This is a genomic window from Pseudomonas nunensis (genome assembly GCF_024296925.1).
In the GTDB taxonomy this organism is placed as follows: Bacteria; Pseudomonadota; Gammaproteobacteria; order Pseudomonadales; family Pseudomonadaceae; genus Aquipseudomonas; species Aquipseudomonas nunensis.
Window position 1 is genome coordinate 2,370,013 of sequence record NZ_CP101125.1, and the last position, 26,091, is coordinate 2,396,103.

The 26,091-nt window shown below is 58.3% G+C and carries 19 protein-coding genes and 1 pseudogene; 10 read left to right on the forward strand and 10 right to left on the reverse strand.

From position 1 onward, the window contains the following. Positions 1-24: 24 nt before the first annotated feature. Complete coding sequence (locus tag NK667_RS10180) at positions 25-1,560, reverse strand: EAL domain-containing protein (RefSeq protein WP_054616240.1); 1,536 nt, start codon at positions 1,558-1,560, stop codon at positions 25-27. Between the two features lie 61 nt (positions 1,561-1,621). Then, positions 1,622-2,494, reverse strand: coding sequence for a LysR family transcriptional regulator (locus NK667_RS10185; protein WP_054614592.1), 873 nt, complete (start codon positions 2,492-2,494; stop codon positions 1,622-1,624). 70 nt (positions 2,495-2,564) lie between these two features. Between NK667_RS10185 and NK667_RS10190 the strand changes: the two genes are divergently transcribed. Both NK667_RS10190 and hppD read left to right on the forward strand, forming a co-directional pair. Continuing rightward, complete coding sequence (locus NK667_RS10190; RefSeq protein ID WP_054614593.1) at positions 2,565-3,509, forward strand: DMT family transporter; 945 nt, start codon at positions 2,565-2,567, stop codon at positions 3,507-3,509. A 253-nt stretch (positions 3,510-3,762) separates the two neighbouring features. Next, the gene (gene hppD, locus NK667_RS10195; RefSeq protein WP_054050587.1) at positions 3,763-4,839 is read left to right on the forward strand and encodes a 4-hydroxyphenylpyruvate dioxygenase; all 1,077 of its coding nucleotides are present in this window, start codon (positions 3,763-3,765) and stop codon (positions 4,837-4,839) included. A 179-nt stretch (positions 4,840-5,018) separates the two neighbouring features. Here the strand turns inward: hppD and rarD are convergent, their stop codons facing one another. The 3 genes from rarD to NK667_RS10210 all read right to left on the reverse strand — a co-directional run bounded on the left by rarD (position 5,019) and on the right by NK667_RS10210 (position 8,969). Then, on the reverse strand, positions 5,019-5,900 hold the full coding sequence (gene rarD, locus NK667_RS10200; RefSeq protein ID WP_054614594.1) for an EamA family transporter RarD: 882 nt from the start codon (positions 5,898-5,900) through the stop codon (positions 5,019-5,021). Between the two features lie 470 nt (positions 5,901-6,370). Further along, a complete protein-coding gene (locus tag NK667_RS10205) occupies positions 6,371-7,384 on the reverse strand; it encodes an aldo/keto reductase (protein ID WP_054614595.1) in 1,014 nt (337 codons plus the stop codon). A gap of 274 nt (positions 7,385-7,658) precedes the next feature. Then, positions 7,659-8,969 carry an MFS transporter gene (locus NK667_RS10210; protein ID WP_054614596.1) on the reverse strand — a complete coding sequence of 437 codons (1,311 nt, stop codon included), beginning with the start codon at positions 8,967-8,969 and terminating at the stop codon, positions 7,659-7,661. Between the two features lie 170 nt (positions 8,970-9,139). On the opposite strand from NK667_RS10210, the gene NK667_RS10215 reads away from it, so the two are divergent. From NK667_RS10215 to NK667_RS10230, 5 genes and pseudogenes are all read left to right on the forward strand, one after another. Further along, on the forward strand, positions 9,140-10,252 hold the full coding sequence (locus tag NK667_RS10215) for a sugar diacid recognition domain-containing protein (RefSeq protein WP_054050595.1): 1,113 nt from the start codon (positions 9,140-9,142) through the stop codon (positions 10,250-10,252). 223 nt (positions 10,253-10,475) lie between these two features. After that, a complete protein-coding gene (locus NK667_RS10220) occupies positions 10,476-11,618 on the forward strand; it encodes a glycerate kinase (RefSeq protein ID WP_054614597.1) in 1,143 nt (380 codons plus the stop codon). Positions 11,619-12,080: 462 nt separating this feature from the next. Continuing rightward, positions 12,081-12,842, forward strand: a pseudogene (locus tag NK667_RS32820) (MCP four helix bundle domain-containing protein); the annotation flags it as partial. After that, positions 12,837-13,700, forward strand: a complete 864-nt coding sequence (locus tag NK667_RS32825) for a methyl-accepting chemotaxis protein (RefSeq protein WP_401322605.1) — start codon at positions 12,837-12,839, stop codon at positions 13,698-13,700. The pseudogene NK667_RS32820 and the gene NK667_RS32825, both read left to right, overlap by 6 nt. Before the next feature lie 40 nt (positions 13,701-13,740). After that, a complete protein-coding gene (locus tag NK667_RS10230) occupies positions 13,741-14,928 on the forward strand; it encodes a pyridoxal phosphate-dependent aminotransferase (protein ID WP_054614599.1) in 1,188 nt (395 codons plus the stop codon). Positions 14,929-15,072: 144 nt separating this feature from the next. Here NK667_RS10230 and NK667_RS10235 read toward each other — a convergent pair whose 3' ends face one another. The 5 genes from NK667_RS10235 to NK667_RS10255 form a co-directional block, all read right to left on the reverse strand. Then, a complete protein-coding gene (locus tag NK667_RS10235; protein ID WP_054614600.1) occupies positions 15,073-16,050 on the reverse strand; it encodes an NAD(P)-dependent oxidoreductase in 978 nt (325 codons plus the stop codon). Positions 16,051-16,071: 21 nt separating this feature from the next. Beyond that, positions 16,072-17,370 carry an MFS transporter gene (locus NK667_RS10240; RefSeq protein WP_054050605.1) on the reverse strand — a complete coding sequence of 433 codons (1,299 nt, stop codon included), beginning with the start codon at positions 17,368-17,370 and terminating at the stop codon, positions 16,072-16,074. A 112-nt stretch (positions 17,371-17,482) separates the two neighbouring features. Continuing rightward, the gene (locus NK667_RS10245) at positions 17,483-18,478 is read right to left on the reverse strand and encodes a sugar kinase (protein ID WP_054614601.1); all 996 of its coding nucleotides are present in this window, start codon (positions 18,476-18,478) and stop codon (positions 17,483-17,485) included. After that, positions 18,471-19,253 (reverse strand): sugar phosphate isomerase/epimerase family protein, encoded by a 783-nt coding sequence (locus tag NK667_RS10250; protein ID WP_054614602.1) that lies wholly within the window; start codon positions 19,251-19,253, stop codon positions 18,471-18,473. The genes NK667_RS10245 and NK667_RS10250 overlap by 8 nt, the downstream gene beginning before the upstream one ends. Positions 19,254-19,429: 176 nt before the next feature. Continuing rightward, the gene (locus tag NK667_RS10255; RefSeq protein ID WP_201783197.1) at positions 19,430-20,416 is read right to left on the reverse strand and encodes a LacI family DNA-binding transcriptional regulator; all 987 of its coding nucleotides are present in this window, start codon (positions 20,414-20,416) and stop codon (positions 19,430-19,432) included. Positions 20,417-20,722: 306 nt separating this feature from the next. Between NK667_RS10255 and NK667_RS10260 the strand changes: the two genes are divergently transcribed. The 3 genes from NK667_RS10260 (at position 20,723) to NK667_RS10270 (ending at position 26,084) form a co-directional block, all read left to right on the forward strand. After that, positions 20,723-21,562: a hypothetical protein gene (locus tag NK667_RS10260; protein ID WP_152980908.1), complete on the forward strand. Its 840-nt coding sequence runs from the start codon at positions 20,723-20,725 to the stop codon at positions 21,560-21,562. Between the two features lie 90 nt (positions 21,563-21,652). Beyond that, a complete protein-coding gene (locus NK667_RS10265; RefSeq protein WP_054614605.1) occupies positions 21,653-23,698 on the forward strand; it encodes a hypothetical protein in 2,046 nt (681 codons plus the stop codon). A gap of 187 nt (positions 23,699-23,885) precedes the next feature. Continuing rightward, positions 23,886-26,084, forward strand: a complete 2,199-nt coding sequence (locus NK667_RS10270; protein WP_236708576.1) for an autotransporter outer membrane beta-barrel domain-containing protein — start codon at positions 23,886-23,888, stop codon at positions 26,082-26,084. The last annotated feature ends 7 nt before the right edge of the window (positions 26,085-26,091 follow it).

Genomic DNA, 26,091 nt, shown 5'->3' on the forward strand with positions numbered 1-26,091 from the left:
GGGTTTCGTTATCTGCAGCGTCGGTTAATGAAGACTTAATGCATTAATGAAGTCCGCGCCGGGCATCGGCCGGCCGAACAGGTAGCCTTGCAGGAAGTTCACGTGATGGGCGGTCAGGTAATCGCTTTGTGCCTCGGTTTCTACACCTTCGGCAACAATTCCCAAGTCCAGCTTGGCCGAGAGTTCGATGATGCTGTCCAGAATGTGCCGGGAGAGGGCGTCGGCACCGATCATGGCGACAAAACTCTGATCGATTTTCAGGAAGTCCACGTTGAATTGGCGCAAGTAACCCAGGCTTGAATGGCCGGTGCCGAAGTCATCGATGGCGATCATCACGCCCAACTCGTGAAGTTGCTCGAACAATTGGAGAGTAATGGCCGTGGGCTCGATCAGTTCGCGCTCGGTCAGCTCCAGCACCAGGCTGATGCTGCCGGGCGCGAAGGCGCTGAGAAACACGCGGCAATCCTCCACCAGTTCCAAGTCCCGGCAGTGGCTGGCGGTGATGTTGATACCAATATGAAACGGTCCCTCAAACGTGGCCGATACCGGTGCCAGCAACGCGGCAGTCTTTTGCATCAATGAGTGGGTCATCGGTACGATCAGGCCTGAGTGTTCGGCAAACGGGATAAACAGGTCCGGGCGCACCAGACCTTCCTTGGGATGATTCCAGCGCATCAACACCTCGGCGCCGCTCCACTTTTTGGTGTCGCCATGCACCACGGGCTGGAAATACGGAATGAACTCGCCAGCCTCCAGCGCCCGTTGAAGTTCAACACTGGGTGACGAGGCGCGTTTTTGCAGAATGTGGCCGATCGTGCCCGACACCACGCCAAAAAAGATCAGCAGGCTGAACAGCGGCGGATATTCGCGGCTCATGTAGCGCCAGGTTTCGCCCTCGGGAAAACCGGCGGCCACGGTAAACGCGTACTGCTCGGAAACCCGTGTGCTCTGCGCCACCGGCAAGACGGGCAGGGCGCTGTCATGCACCTTGCCGTCGGCGGATAACCAGTTATTGCCGACTTGCAGCAACAATGAAGTCTGACGGCCGATCAGTCGCAGTACGTTGCTCAAGTGATAACCGTCGAGGGTGGTCAGCGCGCCTTTTTGGCCATCGCTGAGACGATAAACCAGCAACGCGGTATTGGGCGTTACCGGATTGCCATTCATCAACCACAACTGGCCTTGCGTGTAGTCGCCGGGGTTGACCTTCTCCTGATAGTCGCCAAACAACGAACTGCAATAGAGGTTGTTGTCCCACACCAGATTGGTCGAGCGCACAAAAGGTCTGCGGGTCACCTGTTCGCGCAGCGCCAGTTTGGCATCCTCGCAACGGTCGCCGGCCAGGGGCAGCAACACTCGCGCCGCTTCGGCAGTGTTGTCGAGCATCAGGTTGAATTGACGCAAGGCTTCCTCGGCGGTTTGCTCGGTGCTTTGTTTCAGTACGCGCCCGGCTTGCATATAAAGGATGGCGACGCCCAACAGAACCGGGAGCACCCCGCTTAATACAGTCACAGCAATTCGGGCGCTGCGCTTACGGCGGGATTTGACGGTCAGAGGCATTTGCGAAACCAGGAAGAATTCAGTTATGGCCATGATAGTCGGCCGTTCGTGCTCGTGTTGCTCAGCGGTAAGTCAGGTTTGAGGCCAGTTCGATAAAGGCCAGCGTCGCCGGGGATGACTGACGCTGATCCAGCACGGCCAACCCGACCTGACGTTTGACCGGCGGCGACAGAGGTCTTTTCACATAACGACGGTCGTTGTCTTGCGGCAGTGAGCTTTCGGCGACGACGGTCAGGGCCGCGCCACGTCCCACGGTGTCGAGGGTGCTGAGCAGTTGCGAGCAACGATAGCGAATGTTCGGTGTCAGTCTGGCGGCGTTGAACAGCCGGGAAACCAACTCCGAAGAACCGGCCTCGGTCAGCACGAACGGGTCATGACACAAGTCCTGCAAACTCAGGCTTTCATGCGCGCCCAGCGGGTGATCGGTGGGCAATAACGCAACCATCTGATCCTCGAACAGTGCAAAGGTGTCGAAGCGCTCCTCGGGCAACACGACAAAACCGACATCGATGCGCCGCTCCTCCAGCCATTGAATCACCTGGCGGTCAGGGCCTTCGTCGATATGCACTTCGATGCCAGGATGGGCCGCGCGAAATGGCTCCAGGATCATCGGCAACAACTTGATCGACGAGGTCGGGCCGAAAGAGCCAATACGCAGCGTGCCGCGTTTCATTCCCCGGGCATCGGCGGCTTCCTGGCGCAAGGTATTGGCCAGTCCGAGCATCGCCCGGGCGCGCAATAGTAACTGCTGACCGATATCGCTGAGTTCAACCTGGGACTGATGACGACGCAACAGTTCGACGCCGAGTTCCTGTTCCAGCGCCTTCAGCGCATGGGAAACCGCCGACTGCGAAATGCCCAGGCGATTGGCCGCAGCCGTGAAACCGCGCAGTTCGGCGACCAGGGAGAAGATCTCCAGTTGGGTCAGAGTCATGAGTTTTTACTCATTTTACGATGATCAGACATTAGCTTGATGATACGTCATCCGTTTCTTCTGGTGACATATGAATAGCTATGAACAAAGCCTGACAAAACCTTCGGACCTACCGGTTTATTTGAAACTGGCAGCGGTGACGATGATCTGGGGCGGGACGTTCGTGGCCGGGCGATTCCTGGCTGACAGCCTGAGCCCGTTGTTTGCCGCGAGCCTGCGGTTTCTGTTCGCCAGCGTGGCACTAATGCTGTTTTTGTTGCTGGCCCGCGTGCCGCTGGTGCAGCCAAGCTTGCGGCAATGGGCGCAATTGGCGCTGCTGGGATTCTTCGGGATTTTCTTCTACAACCTGTGCTTCTTTTATGGACTGCATTACATCAACGCGTCCCGGGCGTCGTTGATTGTGGCGTTGAACCCGGCAGTGATCGGGCTGGCGTCGTGGTTGCTGTTCAAGGAGCGCTTGAGCCGGGCGAAAGTGGCGGGGATCGCGATCTGCATCGCCGGGGCAGGAATGGTGATCGTCAGCCGCAACCCACAATTGCTGGCGGCCAATGCCGATGCGTGGATCGGTGATCTGTTGATTTTCGGCTGTGTGCTGAGCTGGGGTGTTTACTCGCTGTTTTCCAAAGAGCTGAATGTGACGCTGGGGCCGGTGCAAACGGTGACGTACTCGATTCTATTGGGCACAGCGATGCTCTGGATAACCAGCGCATTGCGCGGCGAGTTGAGTGTCGACGCGCTGGTCAGCCTGGGGCCGCAACAATGGCTGAGCCTGATGTACCTCGGCGTGCTCGGCTCGGCGCTGGCCTACATTGGATATTACGACGGCATCCGCAAAATCGGCGCAACCCGTTCCGGCGTGTTCATTGCCCTGAATCCGCTGACCGCCGTGATCCTCGGCGCGCTGCTGTTGGGCGAGCAGCTAACGCTGGCCATGTGCCTGGGTGGCGGGTTGATTCTGGCGGGGATTTACCTGTGCAACAAACCCCTTGCGCCGGCCACGAAAAAGGGGATTTGATACAGAAGGCGGACAAACCGTTTTACGCTGTGTAGAATCGGGTTACGCATACAATAATAAACGACTTCTGACACCAGAAGCCTCGCCCGCAAGAGCCTTGGGTCGACAATGAAGAGTTTTGGGTTTCAATTGATCTACGGTGACTTCCTCGCCCGCAGCGTTCGGGGCATCTCCTGTGCGCCACCCGCCAGTCTCAGCATTGCTAGCAACTAACGATCCGTTAATTTCAAATGCAGATGATGAGGCGCCAACCATGGCAGATTTATACGAAAACCCAATGGGCCTGATGGGCTTTGAATTCATTGAGTTCGCATCGCCGACCCCGAATACCCTGGAGCCGATCTTCGAGATCATGGGCTTCACCAAGGTCGCGACCCACCGCTCCAAAGACGTGCACCTGTATCGCCAGGGCCAGATCAACCTGATCCTCAACAACGAACCCAACAGCGTCGCTTCGTACTTCGCGGCCGAACACGGCCCGTCGGTGTGTGGCATGGCGTTCCGGGTCAAGGATTCGCAAAAAGCCTACAAGCGTGCCCTCGAACTCGGCGCCCAGCCGATCCATATCGAAACCGGTCCGATGGAACTGCACCTCCCGGCGATCAAAGGCATCGGCGGCGCGCCGCTGTACCTGATCGACCGTTTCGGCGAAGGCAGCTCGATCTACGACATCGACTTCGTGTTCATCGAAGGCGTTGACCGCAATCCGGAAGGGGCGGGCCTGAAGATCATCGATCACCTGACCCACAACGTGTATCGCGGGCGCATGGCCTACTGGGCCAACTTCTACGAGAAGCTGTTCAACTTCCGCGAAATCCGTTACTTCGACATCAAGGGCGAATACACCGGCCTGACTTCCAAGGCCATGACCGCGCCGGATGGCATGATCCGCATCCCGTTGAACGAAGAATCGTCCAAGGGCGCCGGGCAGATCGAAGAGTTCCTGATGCAATTCAACGGCGAAGGCATCCAGCACGTTGCGTTCCTCAGCGACAACCTGATCGACACCTGGGATCGCCTGAAGAAAATCGGCATGCGCTTCATGACCGCGCCACCGGAAACCTATTACGAAATGCTTGAAGGCCGTTTGCCGAACCACGGCGAGCCGGTTGATCAACTGCAAATGCGCGGGATTCTGCTGGACGGTTCGTCCGAGTCGGGCGACAAGCGTCTGCTGCTGCAGATCTTCTCGGAAACCCTGATGGGGCCGGTGTTCTTCGAATTCATCCAGCGCAAAGGCGATGATGGTTTCGGTGAAGGCAACTTCAAGGCGTTGTTCGAATCGATCGAGCGCGATCAGGTGCGTCGCGGTGTGCTCGCAACTGAGTAACCCGTTGCAGCTGTAAAAAAGCCCGGTCAGCAGCAATGCTGGCCGGGCTTTTTATTGGTGTATACAAAACCAATGTGGGAGCGGGCTTGCTCGCGAAGAGGCCGTGTCGGTCGCCATCAATGAGACTGATACACCGCATTCGCGAGCAAGCCCGCCCCCACAGGTTTTTTGCGCAGACTTCAAGGTCGGCGATTACGCATCATGTGCTTGAACCCTTCAAACACCAGCACCACAACCGCCAGCCAGATCGGAATATACGTCAGCCATTCCCCAGCCTTGATGCTTTCCCCCAGCAACAACGCCACACCCAGCAACAGCACGGGTTCGACATAACTCAACAGCCCGAACAGGCTGAACGGCAACAAGCGGCTGGCGATGATGTAGACCACCAATGCCGAAGCACTGATCAACCCTAGCACCGGGATCAGCAGCGAAAGCCACGGGTATTGGTCGAACACGCCGAAGCCTTGGGCGCCGCCCCAGACGAACCAGAACGCCACCGGCAGCATCAGGATCATGTCTAGCCACAGGCCGCCGAGGTTGTCGGTCTTCAGCCATTTGCGCAGCACGAAGTACAGGGGGTAACCGACCACCACCAGCAAGGTCGCCCAGGAAAAACCACCGACCTGATACAACTCGTTGAGCACGCCGAGGGTGGCAAAAAACACCGCGACTTTTTGCAGGTAGGACAAGCGCTCGCCATAAGCGATTCGGCCGGTCAGCACCATCGACAGCGGCAAAAGGAAATAACCCAGCGACACGTCGAGGCTGTAGCCGTTGAGCGGCGCCCACATGAACAGCCAGAGTTGCAGGCCCAGCAATGTCGCCGACACGATAAGAGCCGCCAACAACTTCGGCTTGCCGCCCAGGCGCTTGAGGATCTCGACCGCGCGCCGCCATTCACCGGACACCGCCATGAACACCGTCATGCAGGGCACGGTCAGCAGCATCCGCCAGCCGAAGATTTCTACGCCGCTCAGGGGAGTGAGCAACGAAGTGTAGTAATACATGACGGCAAACAGCACCGAGGCTGTGACCGATAAAGCGATACCTTTAGACAAACTGTCCTCGCGAGGTTGAACGTGAAACGGGGGCGCAGAGGATACGTGGTTTTAGCTTAGAACATTGTCCGATTGATCAAGAACAACGCAAAACCTGTAGGAGCGAAGCTTGCTCGCGAAAGCGGTCTGCCAGCCAGCATTGATGTTGAATGCAAAGCTGCCTTCGCGAGCAAGCCCGCTCCCACTTTTGATCTTTGTCACCTACAAGATTTGTAATCAACACAAGCCCCCTGTGGGAGCGAGCCTGCTCGCGAAGACGGCATTCAGCCAACATTGATGTTGAAGGTTAGACCGCTTTCGCGAGCAGGCTCGCTCCCACTTTTGATCTTTGTCACCTGCAAGATTTGCAATCAACACAAAACCCCCTGTGGGAGCGGGCTTGCTCGCGAAGGGGCCGTGTCAGTCGACATCTGCATTGCCTGACACACTGCCTTCGCGAGCAAGCCCGCTCCCACAGGTTATGGGTTTTTTCAGTTATTACGCGGTTTACGGCCGGACACGAAGTGGCTGACGTCGTTGAATCCCGGTGTCGACGAATGCCCCGGTTTCACCAGCGAATCAATGAACGCTTCATCTTCCGCCGTGATTTTCACGGTTTGAGCCTTGGTGTACGCATCCCACTGCTCTTCAGTACGCGGGCCGACGATGGCGGAGGTGACGGCGCTGTTGTTGATCACCCAGGCAATCGCGAATTCAACGATGCCGACGCCGCGACCCTGGGTGTATTCCTGGATCTGCTGGGCAATGCGCAGCGACTCGATGCGCCATTCGGTTTCCAGGATGCGTTTGTCCTGGCGTCCGGCACGGCTGTTGGCGTCAGGCTTTACATCCGGCGCGTATTTGCCGCTGAGCACGCCGCGCGCCAACGGGCTATACGGCACGACACCCAGGCCATAAGCGTGGGCCGCCGTCATCTGCTCGGTTTCGGCCTGGCGATTGACGATGTTGTAAAGCGGCTGGCTGATCACCGGCCGGTCGACCCCGAGCTTGTCGGCCACGCGAATCACTTCGGCGATGCGCCAGCCACGGTAGTTGGAGAGGCCCCAGTAACGAATCTTGCCCTGGCGAATGAGGTCGCCAATCGCCGAAATGGTGACTTCCAGCGGCGTGTTGTGGTCTTCGCGGTGCAGGTAATAGATGTCGACGTAATCGGTGCCCAGGCGCGTCAGGCTGGCATCGATGCCGTTGAAGAGGTGCTTGCGGCTCAAGCCGCTGCGATTCGGTACGCCGTCCACCGGACCGAAGCCGACTTTGGTGGCGAGCACCCATTCGTGGCGATTGCCGGCGACGGCCTCGCCGACGATCTCTTCGGAACGTCCGCCGGTGTAGACGTCGGCGGTGTCGATGAAATTGATGCCCTGGTCCCAGGCCTTGTCGATGATCCGCAGGGAATCTTCGGTGCTGGTCTGTTCGCCGAACATCATGGTGCCCAGGGTCAAGGTGGACACCTGCAGACCCGAATGACCCAATGTGCGGTAGCTCATGACGAAATCCTTTTGCCGATGGGAAAGGCGTCAATCAAATACCAGAACTGCCGCATGGATCAAACTGATTTATCGAACACTGCGAATCAAATGTGGAAGCAGGTTTGTGTGGCGAGGGGGCTTGCCCCCGTTCGGCTGCGCAGCAGTCGTAAAAACCTTGCACGCGGTATACCTGAAAGAGCGCGATTGCGGGTTCAGGGGCCGCTTCGCGACCCAACGGGGGCAAGCCCCCTCGCCACACAAGCTCGCTCCCACAGGGGGATCAGCGGTGGGGTCAGGCGCGCAGGGTGCGCGTCATGCGCAACGCCAACACGCTCCCGCACACAATCACACCCGCCAACAGATACAGCGCCGCATCCGTCGAACCGGTGCTGTCCTTGACCCAACCCACCAGGTACGGGCTCAGAAAACCAGCCATCTGCCCCATGGAGTTGATCAGCGCCAGACCACCCGCCGCCGCACCCGCGCTCAGCAGGGCGGTCGGCACCGGCCAGAACATCGGCAGGCCGGTGAGGGCGCCCATGGTGGCGATGGTCAGGCCGAGAATCGCAATCGCCGGTGTCGTCGCGAAGTTCACCGCAATCAACAGACCCACCGCGCCCATCAGCATCGGCACCACCAAGTGCCAGCGCCGCTCTTTTCGCAAGTCTGCCGAACGACCGACCAGCAACATGAATACCGCCGCCAGCAGGTACGGAATCGCACTCAACCAGCCAATCACCAGGTTATCGCTGAAGCCGAGGTTCTTGATGATCGACGGCAGCCAGAAGTTGATCGCGTAAACGCCGCTCTGGATGCAGAAATAGATCAGGCCGAACGCCCAGATCGCCGGGTTCTTGAACACCGCCGACAGCGAATCGGTGGTGGTTTTAGGTTTGTTCGCCAAGTCTTCAGCGTGGTCCGCTTCGAGTACCGAGCGCTCAAACGGCGTCAGCCACTTGGCATTCGCATAACTGTCGCTGAGCAGGAAGTAGGCGAGGGCGCCGAGGATGACCGTCGGAATCCCTTGCAGCAAAAACATCCACTGCCAGCCGGCCAAACCCGCCTGGCCAGCGCCGAAGTGGTTGAGAATCCAGCCGGAGAACGGACTGCCGAGCAGGCCGGACACCGGGATCGCCGACATGAACAGCGCCATGATGCGGCCACGGCGGAAGGTCGGGAACCACTGCGAAAGATAAAGCACCACGCCCGGGAAGAACCCGGCTTCAGCCGCGCCGGTGAACAGGCGCAACGTGTAGAACTCAGTCGGTGTGGTGACGAACAGCAGGCAGGTCGAGAGCGAGCCCCAGACGATCATCATCAGCGCGATCCAGCGCCGTGGGCCGAACTTGGTCAATGCCAGGTTGCTCGGTACGCCGCACAGCACGTAACCGATAAAGAAGATCCCGGCCCCGAGGCCGTACACGGTTTCGCTGAATTTCAGCGCGTCGAGCATCTGCAACTTGGCGAATCCAACGTTCACCCGGTCGAGGTAGTTGAACAGGTAGCAGATAAAGATGAAGGGGATCAAACGCAGGGTAATGCGTTTGTAAACGGCGTTTTTTTCGTCAACGATGGTCTGGGTAGCGGCTGCGCTCTGTGACATGGCGGGCTCTCTCTTTATTATGATTTTTTGCGATGCAAAGGGTAACGTTGATCGCCCTGTGAGTCTCGGCCACCCCTTGGGTAATTGTCTTTGTGCCTGAGCACAGGGTTTGCCACCAAGGCCTGTGCGGGTGAACAACCCGTCCCACCCCGTTTTCAAGGACCTGCCCCATGTTTGAACTCGATCACGACCTGGCCCAGGACATCGTCGACCGGGCCATGGCTATCCTGCCGTACAACGTCAACGTCATGGACAGCCAGGGCTTGATCCTCGGCAGCGGCGAACCCGAGCGGATCAACACCCGCCACGAAGGTGCGCAACTGGTGCTGGCCAACGGGCGGGTGGTGGAAATCGATGCGCAAACGGCGATTCATCTCAAAGGTGTGCAACCGGGGATCAACCTGCCGTTGCTGCTCGATCAGCGGCTGATCGGCGTGCTCGGAATCACCGGCGAACCGGAGCAACTGCGCACTTATGCCGAACTGGTGCGCATGACCGCCGAGATGCTGGTCGGCCAGCGCAATCAGCAAGCCGAACAGCAATGGCGGCGCCAGCGTTGCGATGATTTGCTCGCGTTGCTGTTGACCGACGCCGGGGATTCGCCGCGTTTGGTGGATGAGGCACAGCAGTTGGGGCTCAAGCCGCAACTGACGCGGGTCCCGTATCTGTTCGAGCTGGGCCTGGAGCACGGGCCGGGCCAGACCGTCGAAGCCCTTAGTGCCTGGCTGATTAGTCGTTACCCCGACAGCTGGTGCGTCAGTTCGGCTAAGTCCTCGTTGCTGTGGTGCCGACCGGCGAGCCAGGCGATCGAACATGAGCGGCTGCTGGAAAAACTCGATGGCCTGGGCTGGAACATCCTGCGCATTGCCGTCGGCGGGCAGGCCGATGGACTGCCGGGTTTGCGCCGCTGCTATCGCCGAGTCGGGGACTTGCTGGCCTATGGACGCGACGTGTTGCCGCGCTCGCGATTGCTGACACTGAACCGTTATCGGCTGCCGGTGATGCTTTGGCGGCATCGCAACGACGATGCGCTGGACGAACTGCTCAAGCCGTTGCGCAAAGTCATCGCTAAGGACAACAACGGCCAACTGCTGGCGACCCTGCGCAGTTGGTGCGATCACGATGGGCAGAGCCAGGCCTGTGCCGATGCGTTGGGGATTCATCGCAACAGCTTGCGTTATCGGATGGAGCGGATCGCCGAGTTGAGTGGGGTTGATCCATTGCGGCTGGATGGGATGTTGGCGCTTTATCTGGGGGTACAGTTGCTTCCGCAAACGGACTAGAGAGTGGTGGTGATTTCACTGACGCCTTCGCGAGCAAGCCCGCTCCCACAGGGGAACACATTCCAAATGTGGGAGCGGGCTTGCTCGCGAAGAGGCCATCCCTGACACCCGCCATACTGACTTTGTATAAATGAACAACAAACGCCATCCCCGCTTGTGCAACGGACTGGCGTCAGCGCTCCTGGCAACTGGCAGCATGGAAGCACTGAACTGGAGAATTCACATGAAAATCGTCATCGCCCCCGATTCGTTCAAGGACAGCCTGAGTGCCCAGGGCGTAGCCGATGCCGTTGCGCTGGGTTTGGCCGAAGTCTGGCCGGACGCGCAATTGGTCAAATGCCCGATGGCCGACGGCGGGGAAGGGACGGTTGAGTCGATTCTGGCGGCCTGCGAAGGCGAACTGCGCCGCACGCCGGTGCGCGGTCCGTTGGGTGTCAGCGTCGAAGCCGCGTGGGGCTGGTTGCCACACAACCACACCGCGATCATCGAAATGGCTGAAGCCAGTGGCTTGCAACTGGTTCCGCCAGGGCAACGCGATGCCTGCATCAGCAGCACCTTCGGCACTGGTGAACTGATCCGCGCCGCACTCGATGCCGGTGCGCAACGGGTGATCCTGGCGATTGGCGGCAGCGCCACCAATGACGGCGGCGCCGGGGCGATGCAGGCCTTGGGCGTGAAACTGTTCAACGCCCAGGGACAAATTCTCGCGCCGGGCGGACTGGCGCTGGCACAACTGGCGAACATCGACCTGACCGAAATCGATCCGCGCCTGAACGCGGTGCGTTTCGACATTGCCGCCGACGTCAACAATCCACTGTGCGGCCCGCATGGCGCGTCAGCGATTTTTGGTCCGCAAAAAGGCGCATCGCCGCAGCAGGTCCAGCAACTGGATCAAGCCCTTGGGCACTTTGCCGACCTGTGCGCGCAGGCGCTGGATAAAGATGTGCGCGATGAGCCGGGCAGCGGCGCGGCGGGTGGCTTGGGCTTTGCGGCCAAGGCGTTTCTCGGTGCGCAATTTCAGGCGGGTGTGGAAGTGGTCGCGGAGCTGGTCGGCCTGGCTGAAGCCGTCAAAGGCGCGGATCTGGTGATTACCGGCGAAGGCCGCTTCGACGCCCAGACCTTGCGCGGCAAGACGCCTTTCGGTGTAGCGCGGATCGCTCGTCAGCAGGGGGTGCCGGTGATTGTCATCGCAGGAACCCTGGGCGAGGGTTATCAGGAACTGTATGGACATGGGATTGATGCAGCGTTTGCCCTGGCGAGCGGGCCGATGACGTTGGAACAAGCCTGTGCCGAGGCGCCACGGTTGTTGCGCGAGCGGGCGAGTGATATTGCCAGAGTGTGGCGCATGGCCGCCCGCAACGCCTGATCTGCGTAGCAGCTGTCGAGCAGCGCGAGGCAGCGTTCGGCGGCGCAGCCGTCGTGAAATCAGCCAACAAGATGTAACAGGCAGACCGTGAACGCAGGGTTTAGACTTTGTGGCGAGGGGGCTTGCCCCCGTTCGGCTGCGAAGCAGTCGTAAAACTTGCCGATACGGTTTTACTGACAAAATGCGGGGGCCGCTTCGCGACCCAACGGGGGCGAGCCCCCTCGCCACAGAAGCTCAATCCTCTCCGGCACGGTGTTTCACCATTGAAACACCCGTAACCCCTTGAAATATATTTCCACTTCCCCCGCGAAAATCCTCAAGTCCAGCCGATAACCCTCATAGGCGCACACAAACCTATTACAACAGTGGCGCCAGGCTGATCCGGCCGGCTTACACGCCCACCTGACAGCGATCACGGCACGGATGCTCGAAGCTCAATCACCCGAGACTCATCCTATGTCCATGCGTAATCTGAATATCGCGCCCCGCGCCTTCCTCGGTTTTGCTTTCATCGCCTTGCTGGTCATCGTGCTGGGTGTGTTTGCCGTGAGTCGAATGTCGATCATTCGCCAGGCCTCCGTGGACATGGAAAGTAATCACCTGCCCAGCATCGGCTTCCTCGGCACCATGACCGAAAACGTGCTGCGCCTGCGCATTCTGTCGTTCCGCGTGCTGGTGAACCGTGAGCCGGCGAGCCTGCAAGAAGCCGCCACCCGCATTGAGGTGCTGGTAGGCAAAGTCAAAACGGCCCAGGCCGGTTATGCGGCGTTGCCCGCAGGCGGTGAAGAGGCGACGCTGTACAAAACCTTCGCCACCACCCTGGACAACTACCTGCAAGCCCAGCGCGAGATGATGGATCTGTCCCGCCAGGACAAGCTGGATGAAATGCGCAAGTTGATCAACTCACGGATCAAGGACGGCACCGATCAGATGGGCGAGCAGTTGAACAAACTGATCGCCATCAACAAGGCTGACGCCACAGCGGCCGATGCCGAGGCCGAAGACCAGTATTCCTTTGCCACCAACGGCATTATCGTGGTGTCGGTGGTCGCGGCGCTGATGACCGTTCTGCTGGCGTGGCTGCTGACCCGCAGCATCATCGAACCATTGAACCGCGCCGTGCAGGCCGCAGAAACCATCGCCGGCGGCAACCTGATCAAAACCATTGAAGTCGATGGCAAGGACGAACCGGCCCGTTTGCTCGGCGCCTTGGCCGCCATGCAGAACAGCCTGCGCAAAACCATCGAACAGATCGCCGGTTCCGCCACTCAATTGGGGGCTGCCGCCGAAGAACTCAGCACGGTTACCGAAGAGTCCTCCCGTGGCCTGCAAAAACAGAACAACGAAATCGAACAAGCCGCCACGGCGGTGAATGAAATGACCGCCGCCGTGGAAGAAGTCGCACGCAACGCGGTGTCGACGTCCGAAGCCTCGAACCAGTCGACCCAGGCTGCGCGTGAAGGGCGCAATCGCGTGGTGGAAACCGTCGACGCGATCCAGACCATGACCCACGACGTGCAAAACACGTCGGTGATGATCGAAGGCCTGGCGGCCCAGGGCCGTGACATCGGCAAGGTGCTGGACGTGATTCGCGCCATCGCCGAGCAAACCAACCTGCTGGCGCTCAACGCCGCAATCGAAGCTGCGCGTGCCGGTGAAGCCGGACGTGGTTTTGCGGTGGTCGCGGACGAGGTTCGGGCATTGGCCCATCGCACCGCGCAATCGACCCAGGAAATCGAAAAAATGGTCGCCGGGATTCAAAACGGCACCGGCGAAGCGGTCTCCTCTATGCAACAAAGCAACCAGCGCACCCAAAGCACCCTGGAAATGGCCCGCGCTGCCGGCGTGGCGCTGGAGCAGATCACCCAGTCGATCAACCTGATCAACGAGCGCAACCTGGTGATCGCCAGCGCTTCCGAAGAACAGGCCCAGGTGTCCCGCGAAGTCGACCGCAACCTGGTCAACATCCGCGACCTCGCCACCCAGTCCGCCGCCGGTGCCAACCAGACCAGCGCCGCGACCCACGAATTGTCGCGATTGGCAGTGGATTTGAACGCGATGGTGGCGCGTTTTGTAATTTGAGATAGGGTTGAGTCTGGAGCACGCGCGACAGGAGAAGTACATGCGCTATTCAGCCTTGACCCAACGCATTGCCGGTGACGGAGCGGCAGCCTGGCAGATTCATGATCGAGCGCTGGAGATGCGCGAGCAGGGGGTTGATGTGCTGCTCCTGTCGGTGGGCGATCCGGATTTCGACACGCCCAAACCCATAGTCCAGGCGGCCATCGACAGCTTGTTGGCCGGCGACACGCATTACTCGGATGTGCGCGGCACCCGAGCGCTGCGCAACAGCATTGCCAGTCGACATCGGCGCCGCAGCGGTCAAGTGGTGGATGCCGAGCATGTGATCGTGTTGCCGGGCGCGCAATGCGCGGTGTACTCGGTGGCGCAGTGTCTGCTGGATCCGGGCGATGAGGTGATCGTTGCCGAACCGATGTACGTCACTTATGAAGGTGTGTTGGGTGCCTGCGGCGCCAAAGTGATGCCAGTGTCGGTGCGTCCGGAGAACGGTTTTCGGGTAGATCCGGCGGATGTCGCGGCGCTGATTACACCCAGGACCCGGGTCATTCTGCTCAACAGTCCGAACAATCCATCCGGCGCCAATCTGTCGTTGAAGATCTGGCAGGAACTGGCGCTGCTCTGCGTTCGTCACGACTTGTGGCTGATTAGCGACGAGGTCTACAGCGACTTGCTGTACGAAGGCGAACACATCAGCCCGGCCAGTTTGCCGGGTATGGCCGAACGCACGGCGACCCTCAACAGTTTGTCCAAATCCCACGCCATGAGCGGCTGGCGAATCGGTTGGGTGATCGGCCCCAAACCCTTGGCCGAACATTTGGTGCACCTGTCGTTGTGCATGCTGTTTGGCATTCCGGACTTCGTGCAGAAAGCCGCGCAAGTCGCGCTGGATCGGGATTTGCCGGAAGTCGCGCAGATGCGCGAGGAGTATCGCCAGCGCCGCGATCTGGTGTGCGCGCGATTGAGCAATTGCCTGGGCATCCGCCCGATCAAGCCCGACGGCGGGATGTTCGTGATGGTCGATGTGCGCCCGACCGGGCTCTGCGCCCAAAGGTTTGCCGAGCGGTTGCTGGAAGGCTATGGCGTGTCGGTGCTGGCGGGGGAGGCCTTCGGGCCGAGTGCGGCGGGGCACATCCGGATCGGGTTGGTGGTGGATCAGGTGAAACTGGCGGATGCGTGTCGGCGGATAGCGCTGTGCGCGGCGGATCTTCTGGAAGCGCGTAGGGCCTGAAAGATTTGTATTGTTTGGGCCGGCCTCTTCGCGAGCAAGCCCGCTCCCACAGGGGATCTCGGTCATACACAAAATTTGTGTGCACTGAGATCCCCTGTGGGAGCGGGCTTGCTCGCGAAGGCGCCCTCACAGGCGCCAAATGGCTCAGGCCTTCCACGCCCGGGCATTCACCAGGTTCACCGGCCGCTCACCCGCCAACGCCATCAGCAGATTGTCCACCGCGCACTTGGCCATCGCTTCGCGCGTCTCATGCGTTGCCGAGCCAATGTGCGGCGTCGCCACCACATTGTTCAACTGCATCAACGGCGAATCATGGTTCAGCGGCTCGCGCTCAAACACATCCAGCCCGGCAGCACGAATCTGCCCCTCGCGCAGCGCTCGGATCAGCGCCGCTTCGTCCACCACTTTGCCCCGGGAAATATTGATAAAGATCGTTGCCGGGCCCATCAAGGCAAACTGTTCCGCGCCGATCAAACCCTCGGTTTCAGCCGTCAACGGCAAGGTCAGGCAGACAAAATCCGCCTCCTGCAACAGCTCCGGCAAGCTACGGTATTGCGCATTGAAACGCTGTTCCACCGCTGGTTTCGGCGAATGGCTGTGATAGATCACCGGCATGCCAAAACCGAAATGCCCACGCTGGGCCAACGCTTCCCCGATGCGGCCCATGCCAATAATGCCCAGGGTCTTGCCATGCACATCAGTGCCAAACTGCGCCGGGCCGATGTTGCGATGCCAATGACCGGAACGAACCATGTTCGCCAGTTCCACCACGCGCCGGGCGGTGGCCAGGATCAGCGCGAAACCGGTGTCGGCGGTGGTTTCGGTCAGCACGTCCGGGGTGTTGCTGAGCAGGATCCGTCGCTCGGTCAGGTAATCGATGTCGTAGTTGTCGACGCCCACCGAAACGCTGGCAATCGCTTCCAGATTCGGTGCCAGGTCGAGCAATGCCGCATCCAGTTTCAGACTGGCGCCGAGCAGGCCCTGGGCCCGTGGCAGGGCTGCGCGCAATTTGGCCAGGCCGTCGGCATCGAGGCTTTCGATCAGGGTCACGTCGGTCTGCTCGTGTAAGCGGGCCATCAGCAGCGGCGAGAGTTTCTTGTACAGCACAACCTGCTTTTTCATGGTTATCGTCTCAACTTCAATTCAAGGGTGAGCCGCCATCGGCCGTTTCACTGCGGCTTTGGCCACGACCCGGTCACTGGCGCCGGGCTTGAGGAAAATCGTCAGCACCACCGAGAGCATCAGCGCGCCGCTCATCAACAGATAAGAAGCCCCCGGCGAACCGGTGGTGCTGTTCAGGTAACCGACCAGATAGGAACCGCCAAACGAACCGAGGGCACCCATGCTGTTGATCAGCGCCATGGCGCCACCGGCAACGTTGGCCGGGAGGATTTCCGGGACGATCGCGAAGAACGGCCCGTAAGGTGCGTACATGCAGGCCCCGGCGATCACCAGCAAGGTGTAGGACCACCAGAAATGCTCAGCGCCCAAGGCGTAGGAGCCGTAGAACGCAATCGAAGCAATCAGCAGTGGCGGCCAGACAAAGCGTTTGCGCTTCTGCAATTTGTCCGAGCCCCAGGACACCGCGAGCATGCCGATCACCGCCGCCAAATAAGGCAGCGCCGAGAGCCATCCGGCTTCGACCATGTCCATCTGCAAGCCGGCCTTGAGGATCGACGGCAGCCACAACACGAAACCGTAGACGCCAATGCTCCAGCAGAAAAATTGCAGAGCCAGCACGATGACTTTTGGCGAGCGGAAGGCTTCGGCGTAGTTCTTCACCGCTTTGATGCCGACCTGTTCAGCGGCTAGTGCGCTTTCCAGGTCCTGTTTCTCTTCATCACTGAGCCACTTGGCCTGGGCTGGACGCTCATCGGCCAGGCGCCACCAGATAAACGCCCAGAGCACTGCCGGCAGACCTTCGACGATAAACATCCAGCGCCAGCTGAAATGCTGCACCAGATACCCGGACACCACCGACATCCACAGCATGGTCACCGGGTTGCCAAGGATCAGGAAGGTGTTGGCCCGGGAGCGTTCGGCGCGGGTGAACCAGTGGCACAGATACACCAGCATCGCTGGCATCACTGCTGCTTCGACCACACCGAGCATGAAGCGGATGACGATCAGCCAATAGGCGTTCGAGACGATCCCGGTCAGGGTGGCCAGGCCGCCCCAGAGAATCAGGCTGACGAAAATCAGTTTCTTTACGCTGTGTTTCTGGGCATAGATCGCCCCCGGCACCTGGAAGAAAAAGTAACCGAGGAAGAACAGTGCGCCGAGCATCGACGACAGGCCCGGGGTGATCATCAGGTCTTCGGCCATCCCGGAGGCGGCGGCGAACCCGTAGTTGGCGCGGTCCAGATACGCCAGGCTGTAGGTGATGAACACGATGGGCATGATGTACCACCAGCGGCGGGTAGCGAGTGTTGCAGTTTTCATGATGGTGCTCCTGAGCTTGTTGTTTTTGTCGCAGCAGGTAACGGTCTGAATCTTTAGTGACTGGGCGGGCCTCTTCGCGGGCAAGCCTCGCTCCTACAGGGTTTTGTGTCGGTCACGCATTCTGTTCACGTCGCATAACCAATGTGGGAGCGGGCTTGCTCGCGAATGCGGCTTCAAATTCGACAGACATTTCGGACCGGGTCGGCAACCCCTCCATATCCCCCCGACTCTGCACTGCACGGCTGCCAATCCAGTTGGCGCGCTGTACGGCTTCGGCAAAGCTGAGGTTTTCCAGCAAGGCGCTGATCATGCCGACGGCAAAGCCATCGCCAGCGCCGACGGTATCGACAACGGTTTCCACCGGCACACCTGCAATGAAACCCTGGTCCAGATGCGTACGGTAATAAGCGCCGTGGGGCCCGAGCTTGATCGCCACGGCTTCCGCGCCTTGATCGAGGTAAAACGCCGCGATGTCCGCCGGGTCGTCGAAACCGGTGAGCAAGCGACCTTCGCTCAACCCTGGCAGCACCCAGTGGGCGAGGGCGGCGAGGCGGTTGATCTCGGTGATCATCAACTGCTCGCTGCCCCACAGGCTCGGGCGCAGGTTCGGGTCGAACGACACACTGCGCCCGGCTTCGCGCATGCGGGTCATCAATTCAAAGGACATTTCCCGGGCGCTGGCAGAGAGCGCTGGCGGAATGCCGGTGGCGTGCAAGTGCCGCGCGGTCAACAGCTCGGGAGCAATCGACTGCACCGACAGGTGACTGGCAGCCGAACCACGACGGAAATACTCGACCACTGGATCGCTGCCATCGTCGGCGCGGGACTTGAGCTGAAAACCGGTGGGGTGCGCCGGGTCGATAGCGACATGGCGGCAATCCAGGCCTTCTTTTTCCAGCGTATCGATCACGAAACGACCCAAGGAGTCCGCGCCGACCCGACTTAACCAGGCAACGTTGAAGCCCAACCGCGACAGGCCAATTGCGACGTTGCTGTCGGCGCCGGCAATGCGTTTATGAAACTGGCCAACCGCCGCCAGATCACCGCTCTGCTCGGCCACGAACATTGCCATGGTTTCGCCGAACGAGAGGATATCGATCTCAGACATGCGCGTTCTCCAAGCGTGATTGCCCGAGGCGGGCGAGGGTGGCGACATGTTCGGTGGTCAGTTGCACCAGGTCGTCGCCTTGCAGCGGGTATTCCACCGCCCGCATTACGCCTTGGGCCATGTGCCGCAGCAGTTGTTCCCACAGATGCAGGTCACTGGCGCTTGGCGGCATCGCAACCAGTTTGCCATCGGCCCGGCGTGCCACCGCTTTGCAGTGCACATAGCCGACATGCCGGCCAAGCGCACGCGCGGCGCTGGCGGCGGACTGGTCCTGCCATTGCCAGTTGCCGATGTCGAAGGTCATCTTGATCGGCAGGTTGTGCTGCTCGACCTCGCCGAAGAAGCGCTGGAATGGCTCGATACGCCCGCCGTGCAAGGTCTGGTCGTTTTCCACCAGCAGTTGCACCGGACTCTGGGTCAGCAACCGAGCCAAAGCCTGGAGATCGTTGTTGTCGGTAAAGTAACCGAAGGAGACTTTCAACCATTTTGCGCCGAAGGCCTGGGCCCGTTGCAGGGTGGTGGCCAACTCGGGATTGGGCCGCGATTGACCGGCCAGCCACAGTTCCATGGGCGAGGAATACACGCTTTCCAGACCGCGAGCCTGGGTGGCGTCGGCCAGTTGCGCAGGCTCTTCGTGTGTCAGCAACTCTTCGCGCCATTCAATGCGGGTGGCGCCGGCGGCGGCCAACAAGTCGACGAAACTGCCTTGGCCGCGTTGGCGAACCAGGTCGGCGCCGTAGCTCGACAGGCTGATGGAAACGGGTGGTTTATTCATTGTTATCTACCTCTGAAACCGGTTTCATTTTTGTTCAAAAAAAAGGTTGTGCGGTGTTCTTCAGGGCCTCATCGCGAGCAAGCTCGCTCCCACAGGGGATTTCTGGTGGCCAATGTTTCTGTGTTCGATACAAATCCAATGTGGGAGCGAGCTTGCTCGCGATGGCGTCAGCCCAGTCACCGCAAATCCCCGAGGGTAGACCCACGCGCAATCAACCGCGCCGCAAAATCCACGGTCCGCACCGGCCCGACATCCCCACGCAAACGCTTGAGCAGACACTCAAACGCACTCGCGCCAATCTCTGCCGTCGGCTGGGCGAGGGCGGTGATCCCGCTGCCCACCAACGGATACCAATCCAGATCATCCAGGGCAATCAGCCCGACATCCTCGAACAGCTTGCAGCCCAGTTCACGCAACGCATGAGTGCTGGCCAGCGCGGCAATGCCGTTGGCACAGAACAACGCTTTCGGCCCTTGGCCGTGTGTATCGAGGAAGGTTTTCAAATGTGCAGTCAGGTCGCTGCCGGTTTCCACCACAGCACCTTGGAACGAGGAATGCTGCTTAATCCAATTCTTGAATCCGCTCACCCGTTCGATCCGCGAACTGGTGCCGTCAAACGGTTCAGTCACCAGCAACACGTCGCGGTAACCACGTTGCTCAAGATGAGCGAGGGCCATTTCAACGGCGGCCGGATTGTCCAGACCCACTAGATCACTTTCGAGTTGCTCGACCTTGCGGTCCACCAGCACCAACGGCATTTCCCGATGCAACTCCTGCAGTTCATCGCGGTGATGGCCCAGGGTGTTCACGATCAAGCCTTCGATGTTGTACGAGCGCAACAACGCCAGGTGCTGACGTTCCTGCTCGTCATCGCGATCGGTGTTGCACACCACCAGGCTGTAGCCGTGGCGACGGCACGCAGTTTCCACGCCGTGCATCACGGCAATCGAATAAGGGTTACGGATATCGGCCACCAGCATACCGATCAAGCGGGTTCGCCCGCGTTTAAGGCCGCGGGCCATCTGGTTCGGGCGGTAGCCCAACTCGCTGATGGCTTGCTCGATGCGCTGGGCGATGGCATCGGAGAGCAGGGCACGGTCGTCACCGATAAAGCGCGACACGCTAGCCTTGGACACCCCGGCGTGTTCGGCAACATCGAGCATGGTGACGCGGCTGCGCTGGGCGGCGGAAAAGTCATTCACGGTCTGAAACCTTTTTATTGGATTTATTGGTCTGGATACCATGGAGCAATCCTGAAACCGGTTTCAGTTAGCCTAAAAAATAAACTCAGGTCAAGGGTCGTTATTCCTTGACGGGGACAGCTGTGGGACATTTCCCGATAAGCGGTAGAAAAACCTGTCAGATCTGACAGTAGTCCGCCCATGTGCTTTCGCGTTTAATAAATACAACGTACTTCTTAATCCACTAAGAAGCGCGCGGAGTTTGTCCAAGGCACTTTGGAGTCATCCATGATCATATCTAGACGATTGCCAACTCGTTTGGCACTGCTGCACCGCGCCTCGCTCCTTAATGACCCTATTTATGCCAAGCCAGAAGTTAATGGTGTCGACGCCAGTGATCCCGAGGGGCGAATTCCTGCCGGGCTTATTGGCACCGGGTTAACCGTCCCTATTCCTCGCTGGCCAAACTATCCTGTCACGCCTCCAAGATATGATCGGCTTCAAGTGTTTTGGGAGTTTGGCGGCATTATTGAGTTGCCCTATGATGAGCTTGTTTATCCCGTGCCGCCTCCAATTATCGAGGTTCATATTCCCCCGCGGTATCTGGCGGTGGATGGCGTTGCCTATTTATATTACGCAGCGTGGGGCCATGACGTAAACGATACGTGGTCTTTCAAAAAGAAGCTGACCATCGATACACGTTATGTGCCGGTTAATCTTCAGCCAGTTAGTTATCCCGATGCACTGCTAGGGTACTTGAACTGTCAAAGCGCGCGAAAACTGTGGGAGGGAGTTAGGGTGAAAGTGCCTCCTGATCCTGGGTGCGCAATTGGTGATTGGATTGTTGTGCATTGGAACGGTTACCTTTCACAGAACGCAAGCGGCCCAACCATTCCTGGTACCTATAAAGAGGTCCGTAGACAACTATTGACAGATGCAGATCTGAGAGAGGGTGTGGAGGTACTCATTGAACCTTACGTCCCTCATATAGAACCTATGTGGATTAATGCATCTGCCGAAGTCTGGTATGAACTGGAGCGCAATAATCTAGTCATCAGGAAGTCTGTGAAAAAGCACGTAATGATCGATAGGGTACAGAGTGGGCAGTTGCCTTGCGGTCCACCATAAAGATAAATAAAAGGCCAAGTTTATTTATAGCAGTGTCGTTGAGGTGGTATTAAGTCGAATGCCTGTCTTATATAGGTAAGGAGATACGAAATGAACGAGAAAGTGCGTCTGCCTGAACAATCACAGAGTGACCTCACGCAGGATCCAACACTGGTAGTGGATCCTGCACCAACAATCTCCGGCAGATTGGCGGATGGCACGATGCCGGTTGTCCTGATCCCGGTAGGAACACCGTTAGCCGTGGAGGTCAACCAATGGGGAAACCCGAATCCCCTTGATATTTATGAGCTGAGAATCATTGAAGGACCCGCCCCCGACACAACTGTTCCTGACTGGGAGATGCAAGGAACCTCTCTGGGTGAGAAACCTGCGGGGCCTATCATAGATCGTTGGCCACTTCCTGCAGAAATTCCCGCAACCCCTTGGTTGCAACACAGTCCAACGGCTGCGTATCCACGGCTTTTCCATGTGTGGAGCGTCTCCTATCTGGCGGGGGTCAATCCTGCGGGGTCCGTGATCATTCCATTGATCATTGACCGTATCGCCCCTTGGCAAGACCGGACGACACTGGTCAAAAGGCCGCCGCCGATCGCGGCTTGGCCACCTGGAATGGGGTCGACAATCGATGATGATTTCGTGGCTAATAACTCCGCAGGTCTGGTGATGGAAATCTCCAAGGCCTATGAGAACCCGCTGTCCCCCCCTATTGGTGATACCTACAAACTCTGGATGAGTGAAAACTATTCTGCTACGCCCACAACGCTACCCACTATACATGGTGACCTGCCGGCCGACGGCATGGTCGTGATTCCCATTGGTGACGTTGCAGCATTGACAGGGTCGACGGTATATATTTGGTACCTACTGATTGATCCCGCTGGCAACGAGACTATAGGTTCGACGCCTGCGGGCAAGACCGTTAATTTGCTGCCACCTCCTGTTCTCAACCCCTTGAGCGTTCCATTAGCTGATCCGGTGATTTCCATCGCGGATTGCGAGGCGGGCGTAACGGTCGAAACCCTGCGGGGGACCAACTTGCAAAATACAGATCACTACGTACTCACCTGGAATGGCCAAGTGTTCTCCGATGAGGATGTTGGTTCTCAAAATCAATTATCCATTGATGTCGATAAGTTGGTTATTGCTGATAACTACGATGAACTCGTCGGCGGAACACAGGAGGCAGTTATCGTTTGTCAAGCTACCCGAGGCCCGCTTCCTGTTGGTGCACCGGTTAATCTTACTGTGTGGGTTGATCTTGATTACGTCGGACCGACCAATCCGGATCATCCCAGTGAAATCAATCTTGACATGGCGCCGTTGGTAGTGGAGGGCGCGTCAGGTATTGGTCTGCCTAACGAGTTGGTGCCAGAGGACTTCAACCGGAATGCCAACATAGTGCTTACACTTTGGGATGAACCTGGAAGACAACCTGGCCCAGGTCAGGAAATTCGGATCTATTACGATGGTAAATGGGTTCCGCCTTCGATTTTTCCCGCCGCCGGATCGGAAGGTACAACCATCAACTTCCCTCTTCTCTGGAGATATATCGACGACGCCAGCTTTGGATGGAAGATAGCTTATTGGACAGTTACCAGAATTGGCAGTATCAACGTGCCGAGGTCCGAAGACACGAGAGTAAATTCTCAAGCAATTGAAATTAAGCTTGCAGCGCCGAAAGTAGTTGGCCTCAGAGGCAATATTATTGGCTGTCCGACACTGCCTGCTTCTAATGACAATAAACTCACTGTTTTTATAGAACCCGATCCGGTAAATTTACCGAAAGACGCTGTAGTGACAGTCTATTTTAAAGGCTATCAGGACCCCGGGCGGACCATTGTAAATCCGAATGGCGAGGTCGATGTACTGCATACAGTGTTGGACACCGAGGTGTTAACTGGATTTAACGTGGTAATAGGCCCTTTCAATCCAGTGCTGAAGTACTCGTCAAAACCGATGCCCATCGACGTTGTCGGGGAATACAAAGGGGCGGCTGACATTTGGTATACCGTTGCGGGCATTACGAAACCCTCGGACATGGCGAGTCATGAGGTTTTAGTAGACCGAACGGACTTTACATATTGTGATGGCTCTAAATATGCGGATGGGCTGCCACCCGCACTGCAAAAACTCTAAAGAGGAAAGTGATCAGTCGAGCGTCGTAGCGACTCTCGACTGATCTCGATTGTTTTGTTGCTGAAGATTTTTCCTCCTCTAATACAAGATAAATCCTACAGATTCGATTGGTTCAAGCCGCTACTCTTGCCACTTTTTATGCAGCAGTGGTTCATCTAATATGAGCCCGGACATTAAGGTAAGTCCTATGTTTCTCAATTATTCGACGCGCTCAAAGTTGTTTTATATGTTGTCACCTTTGGCACTTTTTTCGCTGGGTTGCAGTTCCGCAATGGCGAGGGCTCTGGCACCGGGGGAAACGGCAGTCGTCGTCAATCCTTCACCCGCCGAAGCATGGTCTGCGACCCAAGGGGGCTCATTGACTATTCTGGGTGGCGAGACGTCGAATATTTCGATCAGCGGCTCCTCATCCTTGTCCCTGAGCGGCGTTACCACCAATATCACGACAGGGCTAAGTGCATTACAGGTCATAAATAGCAACGCCACTATTACTGAAAGTACTCTCAACACAAATGGAATAGCTATACGTGCCGGGCGCACGAGCAGATCAACAACCGGTTCCGTGGTGACAGTGACCGACAGTACGGTTATTGGCGGGACTGGCGGTGTGTTGGCCAGTTCCTATAGCACCTTGAACTTTTCCAACAGCCGTGTTGAAAGTACTGGAGCCAACAGTGTTGGCCTGAGCCTCTTGGGTGCCAGTGCCAATATCAATGCAGGAAGCACCATTGTCGGGGTTGAGAATGGCGTGTCTTTTTCCGCCGACCCCACAGACACTCAGACCAGTCTGTTGAAACTGGATAATTCGACGGTCCAGAGCACCACTGGCGCGGCCATCCTGGTCGACGTGCCTCCAGTTGCCGGTGCACCCGTTCAGATTCAGTTGAACAACAACTCGTCGTTGATCGGGGGGAACGGCGCGGTGCTCGAAGTCAGAAACGGTTCGTCAGCAGACATCAGCGTGGATCGAAGCAACGTGTTCGGCGATGTGCTCAATGATGCGACGAGCACTACCCGCGTGACTTTGAGTAACGGAGCCTCGCTGGTGGGACGCATGGAAAATGTCACGAGCGCTACGATCAACAGCACGGCATTGTGGGACCTGCCCGGGGACAGCCAGGTTGGCACGCTGCTCATGAATGGCGGGACAGTGAAATTTGGCAGCGACCAGGCGTTCTATCAGTTGAACGTCGGCAGTTTGTCCGGCAATGGCGTGTTCCAACTTGGTACGGATTTCGCGACTGGACAGACGGACCTGCTGAATGTAACTGGCGAGGCGTCCGGCGACCACCAGTTGGCAATTGCCAGCAGCGGGGCGGAACCGGCCAGTGGCCAGCCCATTACAGTTGTTCACACGGGTGGCGGCGATGCGACGTTTGCCCTGACCAGCGGCACGGTTGATCTGGGAGCCTTTTCCTATGGTTTGGCGAAGAGCGGCAATGACTGGCTGCTGGATCCGACGACTCGTGTCGTCAGTCCTGGCGCCCGGTCGGTATTGGCATTGTTCAATACCGCGATCCCCGTGTGGTACGGCGACCTGGCGCCCTTGCGTTCGCGCATGGGTGAGCTTCGGCTCAATCCAGGTTCTCCCGGCGCATGGGCGCGGGTCTACGGCAACAAATTCAATGTCGCCGATGGTTCAGGCGTGGGCTACCAGCAGACGCAACGGGGCTTTTCCATCGGCGCGGACGCGCTATTGCCCTGGGGCGATCAACAGTGGTTGATCGGCCTGCTCGCCGGTCACAGTGATTCCGACCTGGATCTGAGCCACGGCACTTCCGGTACGGTGGACAGCTATTACTTCGGCACCTACCTCACCTGGATCGATCGACAGACCGGCTACTTTTTTGACGGCGTGTTGAAATATAACCGCTACCAGAACGAAGCAAAGGTCGGGTTGAGCGATGGCAAGCGAGCCAAGGGCAACTACGACAGTTCAGGTATTGGTGTTGAAGCAGAGTTCGGGCGTCACATCAGCTTGACGAGCGACTACTTCATTGAACCCTTTGCGCGTTTCTCAGCAGTCGTCATCGAGGGCAAGGACTTCGACTTGGACAACGAGATGACCGCCTCCGGTGACCAGGCGAAGTCCTTCCTGGGTAAAGTCGGCATGACTGTAGGGCGTAATTTCGAGTTCGAAAAAGGCATGGTCGCGCAACCTTATGTCCGGGCGGCCTTCGCTCATGAGTTTGCCGAAAACAATGAGGTCAAGGTCAACGACACCGTATTCAACAACAATCTTTCCGGGAGCCGAGGCGAGGGTGCAGCGGGGGTTGCACTGAAGATGAACGACAATCTGCAGGTTCACGCGGACTTTGAGTACAGCAAGGGCAAAAATATTGAGCAACCCTACGGAGTTACATTAGGGATGCGCTACGCCTGGTAATAGATAT